Below are 20869 nucleotides of genomic sequence, written 5' to 3' on the forward strand. Positions count from 1 at the left end.
ATGTTATGTGCACGTTGCCGTGGCGCCGGTCGTCACGCACACCAGTCCCGTCGGAATCAACGCTACAGGCTCTGCGACCTGGCCCGGAAGCCGCTTCCACGACATGCCCACCGCGTCCTATGCGGAAGTTCGCGACAGGCGCTGGCACACCCCGAGGCACAAATCCCCATAGGCAATCGTCCGCGGCCCGCGGGTTCCTGCATGAGAGACTTTCGTACGCCTGACGGCACCCGAAACCCTTCAGCATGTTCATCATTCCGGGCGAAGCGCAGCCTTCCCGGAAGCGGTCATCGCTCAACTTGCCCCAAAGGCCTGGTCGGGAGGGGCTCTGCTGGTTAATTTCGAGCATACATGTTTTTGCTTAGTGCTTCGGCGGCGCAAGTTGAAGCGCTATTGGACAGCGCCTGTTCCTCACCAGGTCTGGCGGTTTACCAGCCTAACGCCACATCAACCGCGAAGGCCGTCACGGATGGACGAGAAATAGCGGTCGGTTCCTACCTGCCCGCCCTTCAACGCAACCTCCAGCCCGTCGATCGCCTTGACGCGCGAATGGGCGACGCAGAGCGGCGAGCCTGGTGACGCCGGCAGCGGCATCCTGACCGTCAGCGCATCGACGCCCATCTGCCCCAGCGCATGGCTCGACGTGTCGCCGCCGGCGATGATGACGCGCTTTAGGTCCTGATCTTCGGTCAGTTGCCGCAGCAGCGCACCAAGGCCGCGGCCAAGCTTGTGGCGGGCGCCTTCCTGGCGGTCGATCTCGGCGCCGCGATCGGCCGCAGGTCCGAGCGCGGTGTAGAGGATGACGCTGCGCCCGGCTTCCAGGCTGGCGCGGCCGCTTGCCGCCGCGCGCGCTATCGCCTGTTCGGACGTCTCCGAGACCAGTTCGACGGGATCGACCTCGATGCCGTCGAAGCCGTCGGTCAAAGCGTGCCGGATCTGCCTTTCCGTGGTCGGCGAGCAACTGCCCGACACGACGGCGATCCGGTTGGCGGCACCTGGCGGAGAAAAGCGGGACGCGGCCCGAACGACGGCAGTCTCCGCCCATTCGGCGAGCAACGCGTACTCGACGCCGGACGAGCCGACGACGAAGGTGCCACCGGGCTTGCGGCTACGCCAAATCTCCTTGCCAGCAAGCGCCTGCGTTTCCAGGCTGTCAACATCGACAAGCACGATAGCGGTGCCCTCGGCGACCACACGGTCGAAGGCTTCCGACCGGCCCGCCGACTGCAGCGTCGCGAGATCGACCAGCCCTGACGTCAGCTCCGTTTGTCGTGACAGATGGATCAGCAGATCGGACTCATCCATCGGCGTGGTCGGGTGGCGGCTCATCACCGGATGGCGGTCGATGCGGAAATACTTTTCACGATAGGCGGCGAACAGGTGGCCAAAGGCGGTGTAGCGCTTGAGCTGCGGCGCGCCGACCAGCAGCGGCACGCTGTCCTGCGTAAAGACCGAGCGGCCGATCTCGATCGCCCGGCCGATGCTGCCGATCGTCGGACTGGAATCGAAGGTCGAGCAGACCTTGTAGTGGCAGATCGCTGCGTTCAGCGTCTTCAGCCAGGCGAACGCATCGCGCAGGTTCGTGTCCATCCAGTGCGGCGTCTCGCTGCGGCTGGTGCCGGCTAATCCGATCGCGCGGCAATGGTTGAACTGCGCCAGCTGCGCCGCGTCCGGCTGGCGCATGAACAGCACCGTCGGCACGCCGCCGAGTTCAAGCGCCTCCATCACGTCGGTCGAACCGGTGAGGTCATCGCCATAATAGCTGAGCAGCAGGTCTTGCATCGCTTCAGGCTGCCTTGCCGTTGCCGAATTTTTCGATCGACCGCACCAGCTCAGGATGGCTCAAGGCGAACTCCGCCAGCGGAATGCCGTCGACCGCCGCTTGCCAGGCCTGCTGCACGGCACGCACGCCGGCGCCCGGCCCGTCCGGGTGGCTGACGATGCCGCCGCCGCAGAGATAGAGCAGATCGACCGTACGGCCGGTTTGCTCGTACGTCTCGGGCGCTTGCCCGCCCCATTGGCCGGAGCCCGCCACCGGCAAGGCACAATCCTCAGGCGCAAAGATCGGCGTCGTCACCGCCTTGAAGGACTCGACGAAGGACGCGTCCGGCTCCCAGTATTTCGATTGAATGCCATTGATCTGGAACTGGTCGACGCCGAGCAACCGCCAGAATTTTTGCCAGACCTTGAAGTCCATGCCGAGGCCGGGATGGCGGGTGAGAATGTCCCAGCCGTTGCGGTGGGCGTGCAGCACCAGGCTGGAGCGCTTCCTGAGGAAAGCCATGCCGCCAAAGCCGATGGAATTGATGTTGACCACCGCGCAATTGCCGCCGGCCTTGGCGACAAGGTCGTGGTTGCGCATCATCTCGTCGGGGTCGGCATGCGAGATGCCGAAGGCGTACATCACCTTCTTGCCGGTCCTCTGCTCATGGTCGAGGATCAGCGGCATGATTGCCTTCACCCGTTCCGCCAAGGGCGAATAGGCCGGGCTCATCAGCTTCTCGTCGTCCTTGATGAAATCGACGCCGGCGGCGATCAGCTCGCCCACCATTGCGGCCGTCTCGTGCGGCCTGAGCCCCAGCGCCGGCTTGACTATAGTGCCGATGATCGGGCGGCCCTCGACTCCGGTCAGCCGGCGGCTGCCGGCGACGCCAAACTGCGGACCTGGATGCGCGCCGCGATAGTCCTCCGGCAGTTTCATGTCGACGACGCGAATGCCGGATAGGCCCTTGATCGAATAGGCGCCGCCGATGGCAATGGTCATCAGCGCCGAGAGGTCGGTGCCGATGGCATCGAACGGAAAGGCGATGTCGACATCCGCGCGCTTGAAGGGCCCATCACCGGCTTCGGGAATGGAGGGCCGAAGGGCGTCAGGCAAATGCCGTATCGCCAGAACATGCGCCGCCACCCGGGCCTTCAGTTCCTCGGTTTCGCCGGGCAGCGCAACGAAGGTTCCGGTCGACTGGTCGCTGGCGATCTTGGCTGCCAGCGCCTCGATGCTGCCTGATGTTTCGATGCGGTAGGTGAGCGTGATCATGGTTCGTCGTCTGAGGCCTAAGGAGGTTCGAAAAGAGTTCCTTGATCGTCGAAATCTGGTATAATGAGTACATAAGCTTTGCAAGCAATATCCTGCTCGCACGATATGAGCAGATTGGCCGGCAGGCATTCTGGAAATCGTGGCGGCAGTGCTAGATAGACACCGGTCAAGGGAGTGATTCGCGACGATGAACCGTTCGGAGCCGATCGTCCGGCGCAAACTTTCCGACGAAGTATTTTTGCGGCTGAAGCGCCTGATCACCAGCGGAGAATTGACGCCGGGCGACGACATGCCGTCGGAGCGCGAGCTGATGGAGCGCTTCGAGGTCGGCCGGCCCGCCATCCGCGAGGCGATGCAGGCACTGAGCAATATGGGCCTCGTCGCCATCTCGCATGGCGAGCGCGCCAAGGTGCTGCAGCTGACTGCCAAGTCGATCATCAAACAGGTCGACGGCGCCGCCAAGATCATCCTGTCGTCGTCGAAGGACACGCTGGAGCACCTCAAAACCGCGCGCATCTTCTTCGAGCGCGGCATGGTCAGGGAAGCGGCCGAAAACGCCACCGCCGAGGACGTCGAGCGCCTGCGGGCCACCGTTGCCGAGCAGCGCGGCTTTCGCGGCGACTCTGAGGCCTTCATCTCCGCCGACATGAAGTTCCATACCCAGATCGCGGCGATTTCAGGCAACCCGATCTATGTCGCCGTCAGCGAGGCGATGCTGGGTTGGCTGAAGGAATATCACACCGAAATGCTGATCTGGACCGGCAAGGAAAAGTTCACGCTGACCGAGCATGAAGAGATCATCGGCCGCATCGAGAAAAAAGATGCCGACGGCGCCGAGAAGGCGATGATTAAGCATCTCGAGCGCTCGCGCGCGCTCTATGTGATGAATTCCGAAAAATAGCTCAGCCGAACCGGGCAATCGCGTAGGGCGCCATCACGAACTGGCCTCGGCCAAGCGCTGAGATGTCGACCGGTACATCGTCCGCCGTCAGGTTCGCCAGCCACGTGACGGTCTTGCCCGAAGCGGAGCGGCCGGCCAGCGCCAGCACCTTGGTCTCGTCGCTTGTCCCTGCCGCCACATGCGCAAGGCCGGCCATTTCACAAAGCCCCTTGATGGCTTGGAAGATCGGCCGGGGAGATCCTTCCGCGACGGGTTCCCCAGAGGCGGCCAGCACGCCGAATGGTCCGGTGAAGCCGGAGAGCGTGAGCACCTCCAGCCCTGCCGGCGCGACGCGCGCGGCATAGCCGATCGTCCACGCGGCGGAGAACAGGCCGGCGTGACGAGGGTCGCGATCGGCCATGGCGATGCGCTGTCCCCCGGGATTGGCCTTGGTCGCGCCACCATAGGGGTTCTGGCGCATGGCAATCGTCGACGGGCCGATCCGGTAGGGCTTTGCCCCGAAGATCGCCCGCACCGATGCGGTGATCAAGGGCAGCGCCTCCAGCGATTGCATGACGCTGAGATCGTCGGCGGCGTGCACGATCGGGCAGGTGCAGTGGGTGACGAAATCGAGCAAGCCGGCCGGCACGCGCTTGCGGTTGAGTTCGGTGAAATAGCTGAACATGCCGCCGCCAAGGCGGATATCGGGAAAGGCGCGCCGTGCCGCGGCATAGACGTCTTCGAGCGGCGGACAATCCGGCCACGCACTGCCCGGCGGCGTCGACTGCCGGTCGACCGAAGGCGAGACGGCGATGGCCGAGAGTTTTAGCCCAGCTTGGCGCACCATGTCGGCGACGGCTGAAAGTTCAGCATCGAGATCGCCGGCACAGGCGACGACGCATTCCAGCGTCGTGTCGGCTGGATAGGCTGCTGCGAGCCGGGCAAAGGAGTGCAGAGCGTCGAGCCCATGGCCGCTCGTGGGATCGTAGTGGAAGATCAGCTGTTGCGGGCCAAGCGTAGAGAGCACCGGCAGGTTCACAAGTGCTGCTTCGACCTCATCCGGGTAGATAATCACGCCGATATCCGGCAGCCTCTGCCCGGCCTCACCAAGCTCGACACGGACCGGTTCGCTGCTTGCCGCGACAACCGGCAGCTTCCCGTCGCCGGTGATGCGCAGGCTGACCGTTTGTCTGACGGTTTGCCCGGCCGGCAGCACATAGGGCCATGGCAGCGCCAACGGCCGCACATAGGTCTTGTAGGAGGCGTCCGACCAGTTGCGCTGGTCCTCCATCTCAAAGGTATCGCCTTCCATCCGGCACTCGGCACTGACACCGGGCCGCACCTCATGGGTGATGGCGCGCAAATCCCTGAAAGGCTGCCAGGGATCGATCAAAAGCGGCAGTTTCGTCGCCACCACACTGCCGTCGGTATGCTCGACAGTGACCGGGCTGCCGGCCAGGCCAGCGATCGGATGCAGGATGCAGAAGCCGCAGCGATTGGTCTCGAAGTCCCTATCAGTTAGAGCGCTGACATCGAACAACAGTTCGCCGCTGGCGGAGCCCTTGATGGTGGCGCGGAAGCTGAGCCGGCTTGCATCCGGCCCGACGCAGCTCGCCGTGTAGCCGACCGAGAAAGTGTCGGCGCCCTGGTTGATGACAAGGTCGGTCAGTTCAGGCTCGTAAGTGCCCCAGTCGCGGTCGCGCACGATATAGGCGATGGCGCGCAGCACTTCGGTGCCGCTATGGCGGATGGTGCGCAGATTGCCGTTGACGAAGTCGGCGCTGAGCAGGCCCGCACTCAGCCTGACTGGCTCGGCTTCGACGGTATGGGTACCGTAGAGGAGGAAGGCGTCGGCTGTCATTTCAGCAAGGCATCGAGGTGGACAGGTTCGTGGCTCGCCGCGCCCAGATAGGCGGCCTCGACCAGCGCGAAGGTCTTGAGATTGTCCGCCCCCGAAGTCGCCGGCTCGGTTGCCTTTGCGAGGCAGTCGACCCAGTGCTGTTGGATGGCAACGACGCTCTCCTGGATGTTGTGCCAGGGCCGCGATGCCCAGGGCAGCAACGGCGGCGAGACGTCGGTGATCTTCGTGCCGCTTCTGCCAGTGACCGTGAGCCGGTATCCTTGCGCCAGCCGGATGGTGCCGTCGCTGCCGTCGATCTCGAGCAGCGTTTCCGGAAACGGCTCCATGGCAAGCTTCGTCGCGTAGCTGCAATCAACGACAGACGTCGCGCCGCTCTTGTGATCCATCAGCATCGTCGCGACGTCCTCGCCGGCGATGGCAGGGTTGATGCGCGCCGTTCGCGTCGTGATCGTCGAGACGTCGCCGAGCAAGAAGCGGGCGATGTCGAGACTATGGATGCCGAGGTCCTCGATGATGAAACGCTTGCCCTTGGCGAGATAGGGCTGGCCGGAAAACACGTCATAGGCGGAGCGGAAGGAGATGCGTCCAAAGAAGGGCGTGCCGATCTCACCGCTGTCGAGCACCGCGCGCACCGCCTGGATCGGCGACTGCCAGCGAAAGTTCTCATGCACCATCAGCGGTACGGCGGCGTCGACGCAGGCCTTCACCATTGCCTTGGCGTCGGCAAGCGTCGGCGCGAACGGTTTTTGGCAGATTGTCGGAACGCGGTGCTGTGCCGCCATCTCGACCAGCGGACGATGGCTCGGCGCGGTGGTGGCGATATCGACGAAATCCAAGCTTTCGCTTTCGAACAAAGCAGCCGCATCGGTGTAGCGCTTGGCAACGCCGAACTGGTCGCCTACGATCCGCAGCCGGTCCGGATCGCGGTCGCAGATGGCGACAATCGAGGCGCCTTCAATGTCGCGCCAGGCATGCATCTGGTTGACGGCAAAGAAGCCGCAACCGATCAGCGCTCCCCGCAACTCCGCCATGCTCAGCCTGCCTTTGCCATCTGCATCAGCGTCACCCGGCTCTGCAGCCGGCGCTGCGCCTGGTCGACGACGACCGCGACGATGATGACGAGGCCCTTGATCACCATCTGCCAGAACGAACTCACCCCCATCATCACCAACCCGTCCGAAAGAATGCCGATAACGAAGGCGCCGACAATGGTGCCGCCGATCGTGCCGCGCCCGCCCGACATCGAGGTGCCGCCGAGCACCGCCGCCGCAATGGCGTTGAGCTCAAAACTTTCACCTGTTGCCGGATGCGAGGCCATCAGCTCGGACGAGATGATCAGGCCGACGATCGCTGCGCAGAAACCGGAGAACATGTAGACGAACATTTTCACCATGTTGACACGGACGCCGGAAATTCGCGACGCCCGTTCATTGCCGCCAACGGCGAAGATATGGCGGCCGAGCGGCGTGTATTTGGCGAGATAGGCCGCCGCCAGCGCAACGACGATCAGGATCCAGATCGCCACCGGCAGGCCGAGCAGCCGGCCGGCGCCGAGGAAGCCGAAGCCGGTGGTGCCGAGTTCCGGCTTGCCGACGAGGTTCGGGAAGGTGCGGCCATCCGACGACAGCAGCGCCAGGCCGCGCGCGACATAGAGCACGCCAAGCGTGGCGATGAACGGCGCGACATTCAGCCTGGTGATCAGCAACCCGTTGACGGCGCCGATCAGGATGCCTACCGCCAGCGTGATCAGCGCGATCTCGACGACGTTGAAATAGATGGTGTAGCCAATCTGCAGATCGATGCCGTTGAGCACGAGGTAGCCGGCGACCATGCCGCACAGGCCGACGATCGAGCCGACCGAAAGGTCGATGCCGCCGGTGATGATGACGAAGGTCATGCCCATGGCCAGGAATGCATTCAGCGCCACGTGTTTCGACATCAGGATCAGATTGGCGGTCGACAGGAAATTCGGCGCCGCGATCGAGAAGAAGATCAAGACGGCGATCAGCGCGATGAACGTCCTCGCCTTCATCAGCGTCAGCAGCAGGGAGCCACTCGGGACGGAGGAGACAGCCGCCTTGGCCGGGATGTCAGTCATGGGTTCTCCGTGTGCGGGGCCGGTCCGTGGCCAAGTGCGGAAGCGGCGACCAGGGCTGCCTCCGTCGCCTCGGCGCGATCGAACATGCCGGTCAGTTTTCCATTGCTCATCACCGCGATGCGGTCGGACAGCGCCATCACCTCGTCGAGATCGGAGGTGGCGAAGAGAATGCCCAGCCCATCGCGCGACAGTTTGCGCATGGTGCGGAAGACGTCGGCCTTGGCGCCGACATCGATGCCGCGGCTCGGCTCATCCATCAGCAGCACCTTCGGTCCGGTGAGCAGCGCCTTGCCGATCACCACCTTCTGCTGGTTGCCGCCGGACAACGACGACACCTCCTGCGCCGGGTCGGCGACCTTGATCGCCAGTTCCCGCACCATCTGCGTCACCGCCTGCTTTTCGGGGCCGCCACGGATGTGGAACAGGCGGACAAACCGCGACAGGCTGGCCAGCGTCAGATTGCTGGCGACCGACAGGATCGACACCAGCCCTTCGCGCTGGCGGTCTTCGGGGATCAGCGCCAGTCCGCGCCGGATGCGCCGCGTCGTGTCGCGCTCCTTGACCTTTTTGCCGGCGATGAAGATCGTTCCGGTGGCCTGGCCATGGCGGCCCATGATGCAGTCGAACAGCTCGCTACGCCCGGCGCCCATCAGGCCGTAGATGCCCAGAATCTCGCCGGCGCGCAGCGACAGCGACACATGGTCGACCGCCAGCCCGCCGGTCGCGCGCGGCAGGCAGATGTCTTCGGCGCGGAATATTTCTTCGCCCGGAACATGGGCGTCGGACTTGGCGAAATCCTTGGCGTCGGAGCCGATCATCTGTCGCACGATCCACCGCGTGTCGACGTTTTTCATTTCTTCCTGGCCGGTGATGTGCCCGTCGCGCAGCACGGTGATGTAATCGCCGATCCGGATCAGCTCTTCCAACCGGTGCGAGATGTAGACGATGGCGACGCCGCGCGCCTTGAGATCGGCGATCACCTTGAACAGGATCTCGACCTCCGCCGCACTCAGCGCCGAGGTCGGCTCGTCCATGATCAGGATGCGGGCATCGAGCGAAACCGCCTTGGCGATCTCGACCAGCTGCTGCTGGCCGATGCGCAGATCCTCAACCAGCATGTCCGGACGGATCCCGGCCTGCAGCCGTTCGAGAAATTGCGCCGCGCGTCGCTCCTGCTCCTTGCGGTCGATCTTGCGGAACCGGTTGGTGATCTCGCGCGTGGCAAAGATGTTTTCGGCGACGGTCATATTGCCGAACAGGTTCAGTTCCTGGAACACCATGCCGATGCCGCGGTTCACCGCGTCGCCGGACGAAGAGAAGGAGACCTCCTTCCCTTCCAGAAGAATCCGGCCGAGAGTCGGCTGTTCGACGCCGGCGATGATCTTCATCAGCGTCGATTTGCCGGCCCCGTTTTCGCCGACCAGCACATTGACCGCGCCCTTGCGCACCTCGAAATTCGCGCGCTTGACCGCAACGGTGCCGGAATAGACTTTCGAGACGTCCTCCAGCTTCAGGATGACATCGTGAGCGACGCCAGCACTCATGGCTTCGGCCCGATTTCTGCCTCCGCCGGCGTCACCAGCGGCAAGTCCTGGCCGCTTTCGAGCGTGTAGGCGCCGAGAACCCTGGCGGTCCGGCCCTCCAACGTGTCGCGCGGCAGTTTGGAAAGCACTGTCTTGTCGGCATAGGCATTGAACGCCTTGCCGAATTGGGCAAAATCGATCTGGTTGGTAAAATCGTTGAACTGGATGAAATCGAGGCTGTCGCGCAGCGCGGTTCCCCGCATCGCGGGTCCGATCTGCACCCGCGCATCGGCCTTGCCGTCGCCATCGACATCGATATCCATCGTCGCCGCGCGCGACGCCGTGTTGGCGGCGATGATCTTGCCCTCGACGCGAACCGCGAAGGTCCATGGCGAATTCGCCTGCTTGTTCGGATTGCCATATTTGGCGCCGGCAGAAGCGGGATCGGTTTTCGCCAGCGCGTGAACCTCGGCAAACGGTCCGGCCTTCCGCTGGAGATAAGGCACGACCTTCGCCGCCCAGATCTCCTCTACCGTCTTGTCCGGATTGAACGCTGCGGCATTGCCGCTATCCCCCGAAGGCGTCGGCAGAATCTTGCAGGCGGTCAGGCTGATGCCGACTGTCACGGCAAGGATCGGCCAGGTCGGCTTGTTGTTCAGCATGGCGGCCTGTTGTTCATGGTGGTCGGCACCCACGGAAAATGGCGGCGAGGGACGACCCCTTGGGTCGCCCCTCGCTAGTCATGTCACGCCGGCTCAGTTGGTCAGCGCAAACGTTTCCAGCTTGGCAGCATTGTCGCCATTGACCAGAAGGCAGTCCATCAGCTGCTTCTCCTTCTCGGGCGACTTCTTGTTCTTGATGAAATCGTTGGCCTGCTCGACCGCCATCTGCGCCTGCGCATAAGCCGGCTGCAGGACGGTTGCCTTGATGCCGCCGGCGGTGATCGAGTCGCGTACGTCGTTCGACCCGTCGAAGCCGACGACGATGACATCCTTGCGGTTTGCCGCGACCAGCGCCGCATAGGCGCCCATCGCCATCGTATCGTTGCCGGAGATGACGCCCTTGATGTCGGGGTTGGCCTGCAGGATCGATTCCATCTTGGCGTAGGCTTCGGTCTGGCTCCAGTTGGCCGACTGCTGGGCGACCATCTTCAGATCCGGATAATCGTCGATGACGTCGTGATAGCCCTTCGAGCGGATGCCGGCATTGGTGTCGGATTCCTTGCCAACCAGCTCGACGAAATTGCCCTTCTCGCCCATCAGCTTGACGAACTCCTGCGCGCCGAGCTGGGCGCCCTGGTAGTTGTTCGAAACGATCTGCGCCACGGCAACGCCGGTGGCATTGATCTCGCGATCGATCAGGAACGAAGGCACGCCCGCGTCCTTGGCCTTCTGCACGGCGGCGACGGTGGCGTCGGCGCCGGCATTGTCGAGGATGATCGCCTTGGCGCCGCGACCGATTGCCGTGTCGATCAGCTCGGACTGCTTGTTGGCATCGTCGTCATGCACGAGCACCAGCGCTTCGTAGCCGAGCTCCTTGGCCTTGGCTTCGGCGCCGACGGCTTCCGCCTTGAAGAACGGATTGTCATGCGACGGCGTGATGATGGCGATGAGGTCCGCCGCATAGGCGGGCGCCGCCGTGCCAAGCGCCAGCATACCGGCGAAAGCCGCGAGTGTCATTCTGCGTGTGAGTTTCATGATGTCCTCCCGTTTGAAAAATGCCTTGGTCAACCAAGGCCACTGTCTGCATTCGAATTCGTCACGCAGCGCGGGCCGCCGATCGGTTCAGGCTCAAAAGCCGTTCGCCGGCTTCCCTGACGATCGTTGCTCCCCCGCCATTCCCTCCACTCGTCCAAGCCTCGAACTGCCTGCGAAACCTGATCGATCCGAGCAATGAACAGCTAAGCCAACTGGTATGATGAGTCAATCACAAATTCAGATGATATGTACCTGAGGGTTCTAAGCTGAGCGTCGGCGACGGTGCCCCGACGCTTCCACGCGTTCCGGCAAGCGCTTGGATAAACCTCAGGTGATGCGCTGAATGCTCGCGGCGATCTCTTCCGGCTCGAACACCCGCTTCCAGTCGTCGCGCATCAGCACCGGCTTGCCGAACTCGATCGCCTTGTTGCAGGCGTCGGAGAACACGCCATTGGTTTCACCGAAGATGACGGCGCCAAGCACGTTCATATGGCCGAGCAGGAAATCGAGCGCAGCTTGCTTGTCGACGCCGCGCGCCACCACCTCGTCGACGGCTTCCTTCATGACGACGAGCAGCGAGGCGCATACGGTTTCCGAAAGGCCGGGCTCCAGCAACGCCATCTGATCGACAGTGACACGGTGCGAGCGCATCACCGGCGCCCAGATGATCTTGGCGATCGCCTCACCCTTGGCAAAATCCTCTTCCGGTCCTTGCATCAGCGCGCTGACCATATGCTGCTTGGCCTTGACGCCGCCGAAGTAGTCCTTCTTGGCCGCCAGGTCGGTTTCGTCGTTGAAGATCGGCGGATGGCAGGGATGGGTGACGAAATAGGTCAGGTCCGGCCGCTTCGGCAAATGGCCGGCAAACGGTGCGGCAGCGTCGAGCACGACGACCATCGTGCCTGGTGCGAGCTTGCTCTCGATGCTGGCCGCCACCTTGCCGATATGCGTATCGGGCACCGCCAGGATCACCACATCGGCGCCTTTGAGCGCCTCATCGGCGCTGACGGCATCGAAGCCCAGGCCCGACTTCAGCCGCTCGCGGCCGGCTTCGCTGACCTCGACATGGCGTATCGTATAGGGCGAGCCGCGAAAATTGGTCGACAGGCGGTAACCCATTTTCCCGCCGGCACCGAACAGCGCAATCGTTGTCATCTAATCGTGCTCCTGATCTTCCAACGATGGCCCCGCCGATCGTCAAGTTATTAACTGGTATGATCACTCTACCACATTGCGATGGTTTGACCAGAGGCCTTCGCCGCCGTTTCATGCCTTCCGGTCGCCTGATTGCATGGCGGGATTGTTATCACTGCCTGTCGGATCGACCGGCGCTCGCCGCGTCACCGCCTGTCGCCTGGCAAGCGCCGGCACCAATCGGGGGCCGAAAAAAATTCACCGATGCGGGGATCCCGCATACTGCCAACGTCACACGTTCAAAAGTCAGATCTCGAACCGAATCTTTGCGGCAACAACAGCTCCTATTTTGTAGGATGGGCTGACCGGACGCAGAAGGAAGCCGTGTTGCACTGGTCGCCGGAAAGCACGGTGCTGAACGCAGGTGGGATCGGTCGAGCCGCCCAAAACTCAAATCTCCGGGATGTTTTCCCGGAAGATCACCTGCAGCCGGGGCTGGTGCAGTTCGTAGGGCAGGCCTTTCACCGCATGGGTCAGCGTATTGAGCGCCTCGCGCGCTTCGACGCGCGGGTTCTGGTCTATGACCGCGTCGAGCGTGCCGTCGAGCAAAAGGTCCTTGGTGCCGTCCGTCACTTCATGGCCGAGAAAGACGGTCGAATGTTCGCGGCCACGCTCCTTCAGCGCACGAGCAATGCCGGTGTTGCCGGCGCCGACATTGTAGATCGCGGCGAGATCCGGGTGCCGCTCCAAAAGGGCCGACGCCTCCGAATAGGCTTTCTCGCGGTCGTCGAGCATTTCGCGCATTTCGACGATCTGCAGGTTCGGCGATTCTTCCGTCAGTATGTGGCGGAAACCCATCTCGCGTTCCTCATGGCCGCGATAGGACAGCGAGCCGGCGAACAACGCCACCTTGCCCGGACGCCCTGATCCCATGAAGCGGTTGAGCAGATAGCCGGCCAGCCGGCCGGCGGCGCGGTTGTCGATGCCTATATAGGCGACCCTGGGCACATGCTGGATGTCTGAGGCGATGGTGACGACCTTGATGTCGTTGGCCGACAAAGAGCGGATCGCCTCGCGCACCGTCGGATGGTCGAGCGCGATGACGCCGACACCTTGCGTCTGGCCGCGCAAGTCCTGCAGCAGGCGGGCGAGCCGGTCCGGATTGAAGCCTTCGATGGTGGAGACATGGACGTCGAGATCGGGCCGCGCCTGCGCCTGCGCCTCGATGTGGCGATGCAGCATCTTGATGAAGGAGTTGGTGCCGGCGGGCAGCGCGAAGTCGAGCCGGATGACGTCGCCGGAAAAGACGCTACGCGGCACCGGGCTGTTCGAATTCTCCGCGATGTAGCCAAGCCGCTGTGCGGTTTCGAGCACGACTTCGCGGGTGCGCGCCCGAACACCGGCACGGTTGTTGAGCACACGGTCGACCGTGGCCGGGGAAACACCGGCTTCCCGGGCTATGTCTGTCAGCGTGGACCGCACTGTCGATCACCTCATCTAGAGCATCAAAATCACGCAACCGGATAGCATTGACGGTTCATCCCCGTCGGCGATTCTGATGGGAAATGATGTAACCGGCCTTGGCCGATGCGCAAGCCATCGCGCTAAACCAAATCAAGCGGCCCCGCCGCAAATTTGGGGCGCACTGCATTTTCCCATCAAATACAGGCATCGGGAGCGGTGGATGGCGGTCGGTGTAAGGCATATTCTCTCCCCTTCTGCGATGTTATGATGTTTTTTGATTATTTATGATGTTGACAGCCTTTGCATAGTGCCGTCAATATCAATCATCGAGGCCATGGAGGAACAAGGCCTTGAGGGAGGAGTTTTCAATGTCTGATTTGATCCGCATGTCGCGGCGCCGTTTGCTGGCGTCCGGTGGAAAGGCGGCCGTCTTCGTGGCCGCGGCAGGTATCGCACCGCAGTTCATTCGTCCCGGCCGCGCCTTTGCGGCCGACGCGCTGGCGCCGGGCATGATCGGTGGCCCGACCGGCTTCGATGGCGCCGAGCGCTATCAATATGGCGCCGACACCCCTGAAGGCCGCGCCATCGAGGCGGCCAAGGCGCTCAAGGGCGCCGGCAAGGCGCCGGCCAAGATCGTGCTCGGCCTGTCGGATGGCTCGATCGGCCAGCTGACGCAGCCGTTCCCGGCCGGCGCGCCATCGATCAAGGATCTGTGGGAAAAGGAAACCGGAATTCCGATCGAAATCGTCGGCCTGCCGAACGGCCAGGAATTCACCAAGACGATGCAGGACATCTCCACCAAGGGTGGGGCCTACGACATCTACTCTACGGAATGGAACCGCCTCGGTGATCTCGCCGAGACCGGCGGCATCGCCAAGCTCGACGACTTCGTCGCCCAGTACAAGCCGGAGTGGGACGACCCCAAGACCGGCTATGTCGACGGCGCCAAGGGCGTGTCGCTGCTCAACAAATATCGCGGCTCGACCTATGGCGTGTCGCTGGACGGCGACTTCCAGACCTGGGTCTATCGCACCGACCTGCTCGGCGACGAAGCCGAGAAGAAGGCGTTCAAGGACAAATACGGTTACGACCTGGCGCCGCCGAAAACCTGGAAGCAGCATGGCGACATCGCGGCGTTCTTCCAGCGTCCGGACAAGGGCTTGTTCGGCTCGACAGACCTGCGCAACCAGGGCTGGGGCTACACCAACTGGTACCAGCGCTATGTCTCGATGGCGTCGCCCAACCAGTTCCTGTTCGGCGAAGACGGCAAGCCGCTGATCAACTCGGAACAGGGCATTGCCGCCACCAACGAATACATCGCCTCGCTGGCGCATCATTCGCCAGATGCGATCTCGTGGGGCTGGCCGGAGCAGTACGGCAATTTCGCCAAGGGCGGTGCGGCCATGACCTGCGCCTTCTCCAACCTGCCGAAATTCCTCGACAATGCCGGCAACAAGGATTCCCAGGTTACCGGCAAGATCGGCTCCATGCTGCCGCCCGGTCGCGAGATCGGCGGCAAGCTGATCAGCCGTTCCGTGCTCTGGTTCTCGCTGACCGGCATGGTCTCATCGCAGTCGAAGAACCAGGAGGTCGCCTATCTCCTGCTGCAATGGTTGGGCTCCGCGCGCATCTACGCCTGGATGACGGCCAATCCGGGCGGCTATTTCGATCCGTTCCGGTTGTCGGACTTCTCCGATCCGCTGGTCCGCCAGACCTATCACGCCTACCACATGGATGTGGTGCGCGAGACGGTCGCCCGGACCGTGCCGACCATCAACTATCCCGGTGCCACCGCCTTCCACAATGCGCTGGACGAAAACCTGATGGCATCGCTGACCAAAGCCAAGACCGCAGAGCAGGCAATGGCCGACACCGAGGGCGAGTGGAAGAAGATTGCTCGCCGCATCGGCGAGGACAAGCTTCTCGAAGCCATCAAGACCAACAAGGAGGCCTGGCCGACCGTTCTCGACCCGATCAGCTGATCCGGGATCAAAAGGGAGGGGAGGGGCTTGTCGCTCCTCCCCTCCGCAAACGACGCCACCAGCAAAGCAGCCAGATGAAGCGTTCCGTTCCCTTCGAGATATTCCGCTATGCCGCGATTGCCGCGGCCATGGCGGTGACGTTGATCCCGATCCTGTGGATGGTGTCGATGGCGTTCAAGCCGATCGCCGAATGGTCGGCGACCGGCGCCGAGCTGACATGGTGGCCGAAAAACCCGACGCTGAGCAATTTCCGCTTCGTCTTCGGCGAGTCCACCAACAATCTTATCGTCGCGCTCGACCGCAATGCGCTGAAGCCGATCCTGTCGTCGCTGCTGTCGGCCACGTTCGGAACAATGATCGCCATGTCCGCCGGCACCGCCGCCGCCTACGGGCTGTCGCGCTTCGGCTCGGGGCAGAACCTGCCGCTGGCGCTGATCCAGCTCAGGCTGTTTCCGCCGATGGCGGTGATGACACCTGTCATGATCATGTGGGCCTTTCTCAACTTCACCGACAGCTGGTGGGGCCTGTCGCTGATCTACGGCATCGTCACGCTGCCTTTCGCCTTCTGGCTGATGAAGACCTTCTTTGACGACATGCCGCGCGAGATCGAGGAAGCCGCACTGGTCGAGGGCTGTTCGCGGTGGCGCGTCTTCACCCGCATCACGCTGCCGATGATGCGCGCACCGCTGGCCAGCGCCGCGCTCTTCGTCTTCATCCTCAACTGGTCGGACTATCTGATCGCGCTGCTGTTGACGACGCGCGAATGGGTGACGATCCCCGTCTATATGGCCTCGCTGTCGTCCTCGATGACCGGACAGCTCTACGGCGCCAAGGCGGCGCTTGGCCTGATCGCCGCGGTGCCGCCTGTGATCATGGGCATCGCCATCCAGCGCCATCTGGTGCGCGGTCTGACCTTCGGGGCGCTCAAGCAATGAGCGCGGTAACTGCAACGATTTCGGAGGACGACATGAACGCCGTCCAGGTAAAGCCGGCCCAGCGGGACGATGGCGCAAAGCTCGGCTTTCGGCTGACGCTGCCGGCGCAGATTTTGGTGCTGTTCATTGCTGTCTTCCCGCTGCTGATGCAGCTCTACATCAGCCTGACCGACTGGTCGCCGCTGTCGGGCCTCGGCTGGTGGAACGCCTGGTCGATGTGGAACAGTTTTGCCAACTACACCGACCTTGTCGCCGATGCGCGCTTCTGGAGCGCGCTGAAGCGCACGGCCATCGTCATGATCGTCTGTGTGCCGGTCGAATTCCTGCTCGGCTTGGCACTGGCGACGCTGTTTGCCGACGAGTTTCCGGGCAAGCGCATCTTCTATTCGATCCTGCTGATGCCGATGATGGTGGTGCCGGCGGTGGCCGGCTACATGTTCTTCATGCTGTTCCAGTCCGGCGGTCCGGTGAACGACATCCTGTCGTCGCTCACCGGTTCGCCTGTGACCATCGCCTGGCTGTCGGATCCGACGCTGGCGCTGTTTGCCGTCATGGTCGCCGACATCTGGCAGTGGACGCCGCTGATGTTCCTCATCCTGCTGGCCGGCCTGGTCGGCGTGCCCGAGGACCAGATCAAGGCGGCGACGCTGCTCGGCGCCAATCCGTGGCAGCGCTTCGTCACCATCGTGCTGCCGAAGATGAAGACGATCATCATCATCGCGCTGGCGATCCGGGTGATCGAGAATTTCAAGATCTTCGACACGCTCTACATCATGACCGGCGGTGGTCCCGGCGTCGCCACCGAAACCATCTCCGTCTACATTTACAAGCTCACCACGCAGGACCTGATCTGGGGCTATGTCGCGGCGATCGCGCTGGCCATACTGATCGTGCTGTCGATCGCCGCCGTCTTTGCCATGAAGCGCATGGCGCGGGCGGTGCCGGCATGAGCGCCATCCATTTGCAGAACCTGGTCAAGAAATTCGGCGACTTCACCGCGTTGAAGACGATGGACCTCGAGATATCGGACGGCGAATTCATGGCGCTGCTCGGCCCCTCCGGCTGCGGCAAGTCGACGACGATGAACATGATCGCCGGCATGGAAGAGCCGACCGGCGGCAAGATCCTGTTCGGCGAGCGCGACATGGCTGGCGTGCCGATGGGGCGGCGTGGCGTCGGCTTCGTCTTCCAGAACTACGCCATCTTCACCCATATGACGGTGCGCCAGAACCTTGCCTACGGGCCGAAGATGCGCGGCGCGGCGCGGGCCGAGATCGACCGCCGCGTCGGCGCCATTGCCGAGATGCTGCAGCTGACGCCGCTGCTCGACCGCAAGGCCGACCGGCTGTCGGTCAACATCTTGCAGCGCGTGGCGATCGGCCGCTCGGCGATCATGGAGCCGGCGATCTTCCTGCTCGACGAGCCGCTGTCCAATGTCGACGCCGCCTTCCGGGCTGTCATGCGCACCGAGCTGAAGCAGCTGCAGCGGCAGTTCAAGCAGACCATGGTTTATGTCACCCACGACCAGCTCGAAGCCATGACCATGGCCGACCGCATCGCCGTCATGGACCATGGCGTGCTGCAGCAGGTCGGCACGCCGCTCGAAGTCTACAACAATCCGGCCAATCTGTTCGTCGCACGCTTCATCGGCGCGCCCGGCATGAACCTGCTCAAGGGTTGGCTGGCGGAAAGCGATCGCGGCCTGGTCGTCGACCTCGGCCCGCTTGGCGCGACGCCACCGCTGCCCGACGATATCGCCGCTTCCGTGCGCCGTGCGCGCGGCGAAGTGTTTTACGGCTTTCGCCCGGAGCAGGTGACACTGGTGCAGCACGGCCCGGGCCTGTCGATGCCGGTGACGTTCGTCGAGCGGATCGGCGCGCGCACCATCGTTCATCTCGGCGAGGGTGAGAGCGCGGTGAAGGCGGTGTTCGACAATGATGTCGGCCTGGCGATCGGGCAGACCGCCACCCTCGCGCCGGCCGCTCATTCGGTGCGCATCTTCGACGCTGCCACTGGCGTCGCCATGAAAGCGGACTGAAACCATGGCCGACATCGTCTTCCGCAATGTGACCAAGCGCTACGGCAAAACGCTGGCCGTCGACGACGCCTCGTTCACGGTCAACGACAACGAGTTTTTTTGTTTTTTTGGTCCGCCGCTATCCGGCAAGTCGACGATCCTGCGGCTGGTGCTCGGCCTCGAAACGCCGGATGTGGGCGAGATCCTGATCGGCGGCAAGCCGGTCAATGCGGTGTCGCCGGCTGAGCGCAACGTCGCCATGGTGTTCCAGAACCTGGCGCTGTTTCCGCATATGAGCGCGCTCGACAATGTGCGCTTCCCGCTGGTGGAACGCGGGGTCGCCGAGCTGCAGATCAAAAAGCGCGTCGCCGACGTCGCGGCGAAACTGCATATCGGCCATATCCTGCACAAGCCGCCGGCGCAGCTTTCGGGCGGCGAGCGGCAGCGTGTGGCGATCGCACGTGCGCTCGTGCGCGACCCAAATGCCTATCTGATGGATGATCCGATCTCGGCGCTCGACGCCCGGCTGCGCGAGGAGACGCGCGTCGAGTTGAAGCGCATCCAGCGCGAACTCGGCAAGACGCTGATCTATGTCACGCACGACCAGGAAGAGGCGATGTCGGTCGCCGACCGCATCGCCATCCTGGAGAATGGAAAGATCCGGCAGATCGGCGCGCCGTCCGAGATCTACGACCGGCCGGCCAGCACCTATGTGGCGCGGCTGCTCGGTTCGCCGATGATGAATATCCTGAAATCGGTGCGCGGCGCCGGCGGCGTCGAGGCGGCGGAAGGCACGATCCGCGTTGCGGATGCAAAGGCTCCCAGCGATGCCGTCGAGATCGGACTCAGGCCGGAAGACATCAAGGTCGGGCCATGGGTGGATGGGACGTCAAGCCGTCCGGCGCGGGTGTTCGAGGTCGAGCCGCTCGGCGGCTATACGGTGGTGACGCTGGCCGCCGGGCAGGCGCGGCTGCGGGCATTGCTGCGCGGCCAGCCCGACATCAGGCCGGACGCGATGGTGGCGATATCCTGCGAGCCGGCCCGCGTGCATTATTTCGGACAGAGCGGGGGAGCGCTGGCACGATGACGGCGACGCTCAGAGAAGGATTTCGGGAGGACCAGATGGCAAACAAGGGCTTTGAGCCGGACGTGAAGGTCCGCACGAAGGAATACAGGATCGGCTGCGTCGGCGCCGGCATGATCATGGCCGAATGCCATCTGGCTGCCTATCACGAAGCGGGTTTTCCCGTGGTGGCGATTGCCTCGCGCACCAAAGCCAGCGCCGAAAAGGTCGCAAAGCGATGGAGCATCCCGACCGTCCACGACACGCCTGAACAGCTGATCGAGGATCAAAACGTCGAGATCATCGACCTTGCATTTCCGCCGGACCAGCAGCCGGCACTGATCCGCCATGCGCTGAAGCAGAAGCACATCAAGGCGATCCTGGCGCAGAAACCGCTGGCGCTTTCGCTCGAGGATGCGATCGAGCTGCGCGACGCGGCCGCCAAGGCCGGCAAAATCCTCTCGGTCAACCAGAACATGCGCTACGACCAGTCGATGCGTGTGCTGAAGCAGATCATGGACAGCGGCGCGCTGGGCGACATCGTCTTCGCGCAGATCGACATGCACGCCATCCCGCACTGGCAGACTTTTCTCGAGGATTATGACCGGCTGACGCTCGCCAATATGAGCGTGCACCATCTCGACGTTTTGCGTTTTCTGTTCGGCGATCCCGACGAGATCACGACGCTGACGCGCAAGGACCCGCGCACGAAATTCGACCATTCCGACGGCATCACCGTGTCGACGCTGCGCTTCCCGTTCGGCGTGCTCGCCGTGTCGCTGGAGGATGTCTGGTCCGGCCCTCGCCAGGACGGCTACAAGGACGACCAGCACATCAACTGGCGCGTCGACGGCACCAAGGGTGTCGCCAAGGGCACGATTGGCTGGCCGACGGGCTCGGCCTCGACGCTGACCTACGCCTCGACCGAGACCACCGACGGCAAATGGGTGACGCCGAGCTGGGACACGATGTGGTTCCCGCACGCCTTTATCGGCGTCATGGAACAGCTGCAGCACGCGGTGAAGACCGGCACGCCGCCGGCGCTCTCGGTCGCCGACAACGTCAAGACCATGGCGCTGGTCGAAGCCGGCTACCGCTCGATCGACAAGGGTCGCACGGTCAAGCTTTCCGAAATCTCGACAAACTGAATCAACAGAATCGCTTACAGGGAGGACTTC

At 63.2% G+C, this 20869-nt stretch carries 17 protein-coding genes; 7 read left to right on the top strand and 10 right to left on the bottom strand.

What is annotated here, in order from left to right:
• Window positions 1–447: 447 nt before the first annotated feature.
• Both AC1D0N_RS11980 and oiaX read right to left on the bottom strand, forming a co-directional pair.
• Window positions 448–1782, bottom strand: coding sequence for a four-carbon acid sugar kinase family protein (locus AC1D0N_RS11980; protein ID WP_477244047.1), 1335 nt, complete (start codon window positions 1780–1782; stop codon window positions 448–450).
• Between the two features lie 4 nt (window positions 1783–1786).
• Window positions 1787–3037 (bottom strand): 3-oxo-isoapionate-4-phosphate decarboxylase OiaX, encoded by a 1251-nt coding sequence (gene oiaX, locus AC1D0N_RS11985; RefSeq protein ID WP_477244049.1) that lies wholly within the window; start codon window positions 3035–3037, stop codon window positions 1787–1789.
• A 187-nt stretch (window positions 3038–3224) separates the two neighbouring features.
• On the opposite strand from oiaX, the gene AC1D0N_RS11990 reads away from it, so the two are divergent.
• Complete coding sequence (locus AC1D0N_RS11990) at window positions 3225–3938, top strand: transcriptional regulator NanR (protein WP_477244051.1); 714 nt, start codon at window positions 3225–3227, stop codon at window positions 3936–3938.
• Window position 3939: 1 nt separating this feature from the next.
• Here the strand turns inward: AC1D0N_RS11990 and apnL are convergent, their stop codons facing one another.
• The 8 genes from apnL to AC1D0N_RS12030 all read right to left on the bottom strand — a co-directional run bounded on the left by apnL (window position 3940) and on the right by AC1D0N_RS12030 (window position 13712).
• Complete coding sequence (apnL, locus tag AC1D0N_RS11995; protein WP_477244053.1) at window positions 3940–5778, bottom strand: D-apionate lactonase; 1839 nt, start codon at window positions 5776–5778, stop codon at window positions 3940–3942.
• A complete protein-coding gene (locus AC1D0N_RS12000; RefSeq protein ID WP_477244054.1) occupies window positions 5775–6809 on the bottom strand; it encodes a Gfo/Idh/MocA family protein in 1035 nt (344 codons plus the stop codon). Before AC1D0N_RS12000 ends, apnL begins: the two co-directional genes overlap by 4 nt.
• 2 nt (window positions 6810–6811) lie before the next feature.
• Window positions 6812–7876 carry an ABC transporter permease gene (locus tag AC1D0N_RS12005; protein ID WP_477244056.1) on the bottom strand — a complete coding sequence of 355 codons (1065 nt, stop codon included), beginning with the start codon at window positions 7874–7876 and terminating at the stop codon, window positions 6812–6814.
• A complete protein-coding gene (locus AC1D0N_RS12010) occupies window positions 7873–9420 on the bottom strand; it encodes a sugar ABC transporter ATP-binding protein (protein ID WP_477244058.1) in 1548 nt (515 codons plus the stop codon). The genes AC1D0N_RS12005 and AC1D0N_RS12010 overlap by 4 nt, the downstream gene beginning before the upstream one ends.
• The gene (locus tag AC1D0N_RS12015; protein ID WP_477244060.1) at window positions 9417–10061 is read right to left on the bottom strand and encodes a DUF2291 family protein; all 645 of its coding nucleotides are present in this window, start codon (window positions 10059–10061) and stop codon (window positions 9417–9419) included. Before AC1D0N_RS12015 ends, AC1D0N_RS12010 begins: the two co-directional genes overlap by 4 nt.
• Window positions 10062–10154: 93 nt before the next feature.
• Entirely contained in the window at window positions 10155–11096 is a 942-nt protein-coding gene (locus AC1D0N_RS12020; protein ID WP_477244062.1) for a substrate-binding domain-containing protein, read from the bottom strand.
• Window positions 11097–11423: 327 nt separating this feature from the next.
• Window positions 11424–12251 carry a phosphogluconate dehydrogenase C-terminal domain-containing protein gene (locus AC1D0N_RS12025; RefSeq protein WP_477244064.1) on the bottom strand — a complete coding sequence of 276 codons (828 nt, stop codon included), beginning with the start codon at window positions 12249–12251 and terminating at the stop codon, window positions 11424–11426.
• Window positions 12252–12680: 429 nt separating this feature from the next.
• A complete protein-coding gene (locus AC1D0N_RS12030) occupies window positions 12681–13712 on the bottom strand; it encodes a LacI family DNA-binding transcriptional regulator (protein WP_477244066.1) in 1032 nt (343 codons plus the stop codon).
• Window positions 13713–14062: 350 nt separating this feature from the next.
• Here AC1D0N_RS12030 and AC1D0N_RS12035 point away from each other — a divergent pair, with 350 nt between their 5' ends.
• From AC1D0N_RS12035 to AC1D0N_RS12060, 6 genes are all read left to right on the top strand, one after another.
• Entirely contained in the window at window positions 14063–15676 is a 1614-nt protein-coding gene (locus tag AC1D0N_RS12035) for an ABC transporter substrate-binding protein (RefSeq protein WP_477244068.1), read from the top strand.
• Between the two features lie 74 nt (window positions 15677–15750).
• Window positions 15751–16611, top strand: a complete 861-nt coding sequence (locus AC1D0N_RS12040) for a carbohydrate ABC transporter permease (RefSeq protein WP_477244070.1) — start codon at window positions 15751–15753, stop codon at window positions 16609–16611.
• Window positions 16608–17561, top strand: coding sequence for a carbohydrate ABC transporter permease (locus tag AC1D0N_RS12045; protein WP_477244072.1), 954 nt, complete (start codon window positions 16608–16610; stop codon window positions 17559–17561). The genes AC1D0N_RS12040 and AC1D0N_RS12045 overlap by 4 nt, the downstream gene beginning before the upstream one ends.
• Window positions 17558–18649: an ABC transporter ATP-binding protein gene (locus AC1D0N_RS12050; protein ID WP_477244074.1), complete on the top strand. Its 1092-nt coding sequence runs from the start codon at window positions 17558–17560 to the stop codon at window positions 18647–18649. Before AC1D0N_RS12045 ends, AC1D0N_RS12050 begins: the two co-directional genes overlap by 4 nt.
• Before the next feature lie 4 nt (window positions 18650–18653).
• The gene (locus AC1D0N_RS12055; protein WP_477244076.1) at window positions 18654–19715 is read left to right on the top strand and encodes an ABC transporter ATP-binding protein; all 1062 of its coding nucleotides are present in this window, start codon (window positions 18654–18656) and stop codon (window positions 19713–19715) included.
• A 35-nt stretch (window positions 19716–19750) separates the two neighbouring features.
• Window positions 19751–20839 carry a Gfo/Idh/MocA family protein gene (locus AC1D0N_RS12060; RefSeq protein WP_477244078.1) on the top strand — a complete coding sequence of 363 codons (1089 nt, stop codon included), beginning with the start codon at window positions 19751–19753 and terminating at the stop codon, window positions 20837–20839.
• Window positions 20840–20869: the final 30 nt, after the last annotated feature.

Source organism: Mesorhizobium sp. P2_E10, assembly GCF_056404235.1.

Excerpts from the sequence above, each read along its gene's own strand:
- AC1D0N_RS12015 (WP_477244060.1), bottom strand. The coding sequence starts at position 10,061 with ATGCTGAACAACAAGCCGACCTGGCCGATCCTTGCCGTGACAGTCGGC.
- AC1D0N_RS12025 (WP_477244064.1), bottom strand. The coding sequence starts at position 12,251 with ATGACAACGATTGCGCTGTTCGGTGCCGGCGGGAAAATGGGTTACCGC.
- apnL (WP_477244053.1), bottom strand. The coding sequence starts at position 5,778 with ATGACAGCCGACGCCTTCCTCCTCTACGGTACCCATACCGTCGAAGCC.
- AC1D0N_RS12040 (WP_477244070.1), top strand. The coding sequence starts at position 15,751 with ATGAAGCGTTCCGTTCCCTTCGAGATATTCCGCTATGCCGCGATTGCC.
- AC1D0N_RS12060 (WP_477244078.1), top strand. The coding sequence starts at position 19,751 with ATGGCAAACAAGGGCTTTGAGCCGGACGTGAAGGTCCGCACGAAGGAA.
- AC1D0N_RS11980 (WP_477244047.1), bottom strand. The coding sequence starts at position 1,782 with ATGCAAGACCTGCTGCTCAGCTATTATGGCGATGACCTCACCGGTTCG.
- AC1D0N_RS12005 (WP_477244056.1), bottom strand. The coding sequence starts at position 7,876 with ATGACTGACATCCCGGCCAAGGCGGCTGTCTCCTCCGTCCCGAGTGGC.
- AC1D0N_RS12000 (WP_477244054.1), bottom strand. The coding sequence starts at position 6,809 with ATGGCGGAGTTGCGGGGAGCGCTGATCGGTTGCGGCTTCTTTGCCGTC.
- AC1D0N_RS12050 (WP_477244074.1), top strand. The coding sequence starts at position 17,558 with ATGAGCGCCATCCATTTGCAGAACCTGGTCAAGAAATTCGGCGACTTC.
- AC1D0N_RS12020 (WP_477244062.1), bottom strand. The coding sequence starts at position 11,096 with ATGAAACTCACACGCAGAATGACACTCGCGGCTTTCGCCGGTATGCTG.
- AC1D0N_RS12035 (WP_477244068.1), top strand. The coding sequence starts at position 14,063 with ATGTCTGATTTGATCCGCATGTCGCGGCGCCGTTTGCTGGCGTCCGGT.
- AC1D0N_RS12010 (WP_477244058.1), bottom strand. The coding sequence starts at position 9,420 with ATGAGTGCTGGCGTCGCTCACGATGTCATCCTGAAGCTGGAGGACGTC.
- oiaX (WP_477244049.1), bottom strand. The coding sequence starts at position 3,037 with ATGATCACGCTCACCTACCGCATCGAAACATCAGGCAGCATCGAGGCG.
- AC1D0N_RS12055 (WP_477244076.1), top strand. The coding sequence starts at position 18,654 with ATGGCCGACATCGTCTTCCGCAATGTGACCAAGCGCTACGGCAAAACG.
- AC1D0N_RS11990 (WP_477244051.1), top strand. The coding sequence starts at position 3,225 with ATGAACCGTTCGGAGCCGATCGTCCGGCGCAAACTTTCCGACGAAGTA.
- AC1D0N_RS12045 (WP_477244072.1), top strand. The coding sequence starts at position 16,608 with ATGAGCGCGGTAACTGCAACGATTTCGGAGGACGACATGAACGCCGTC.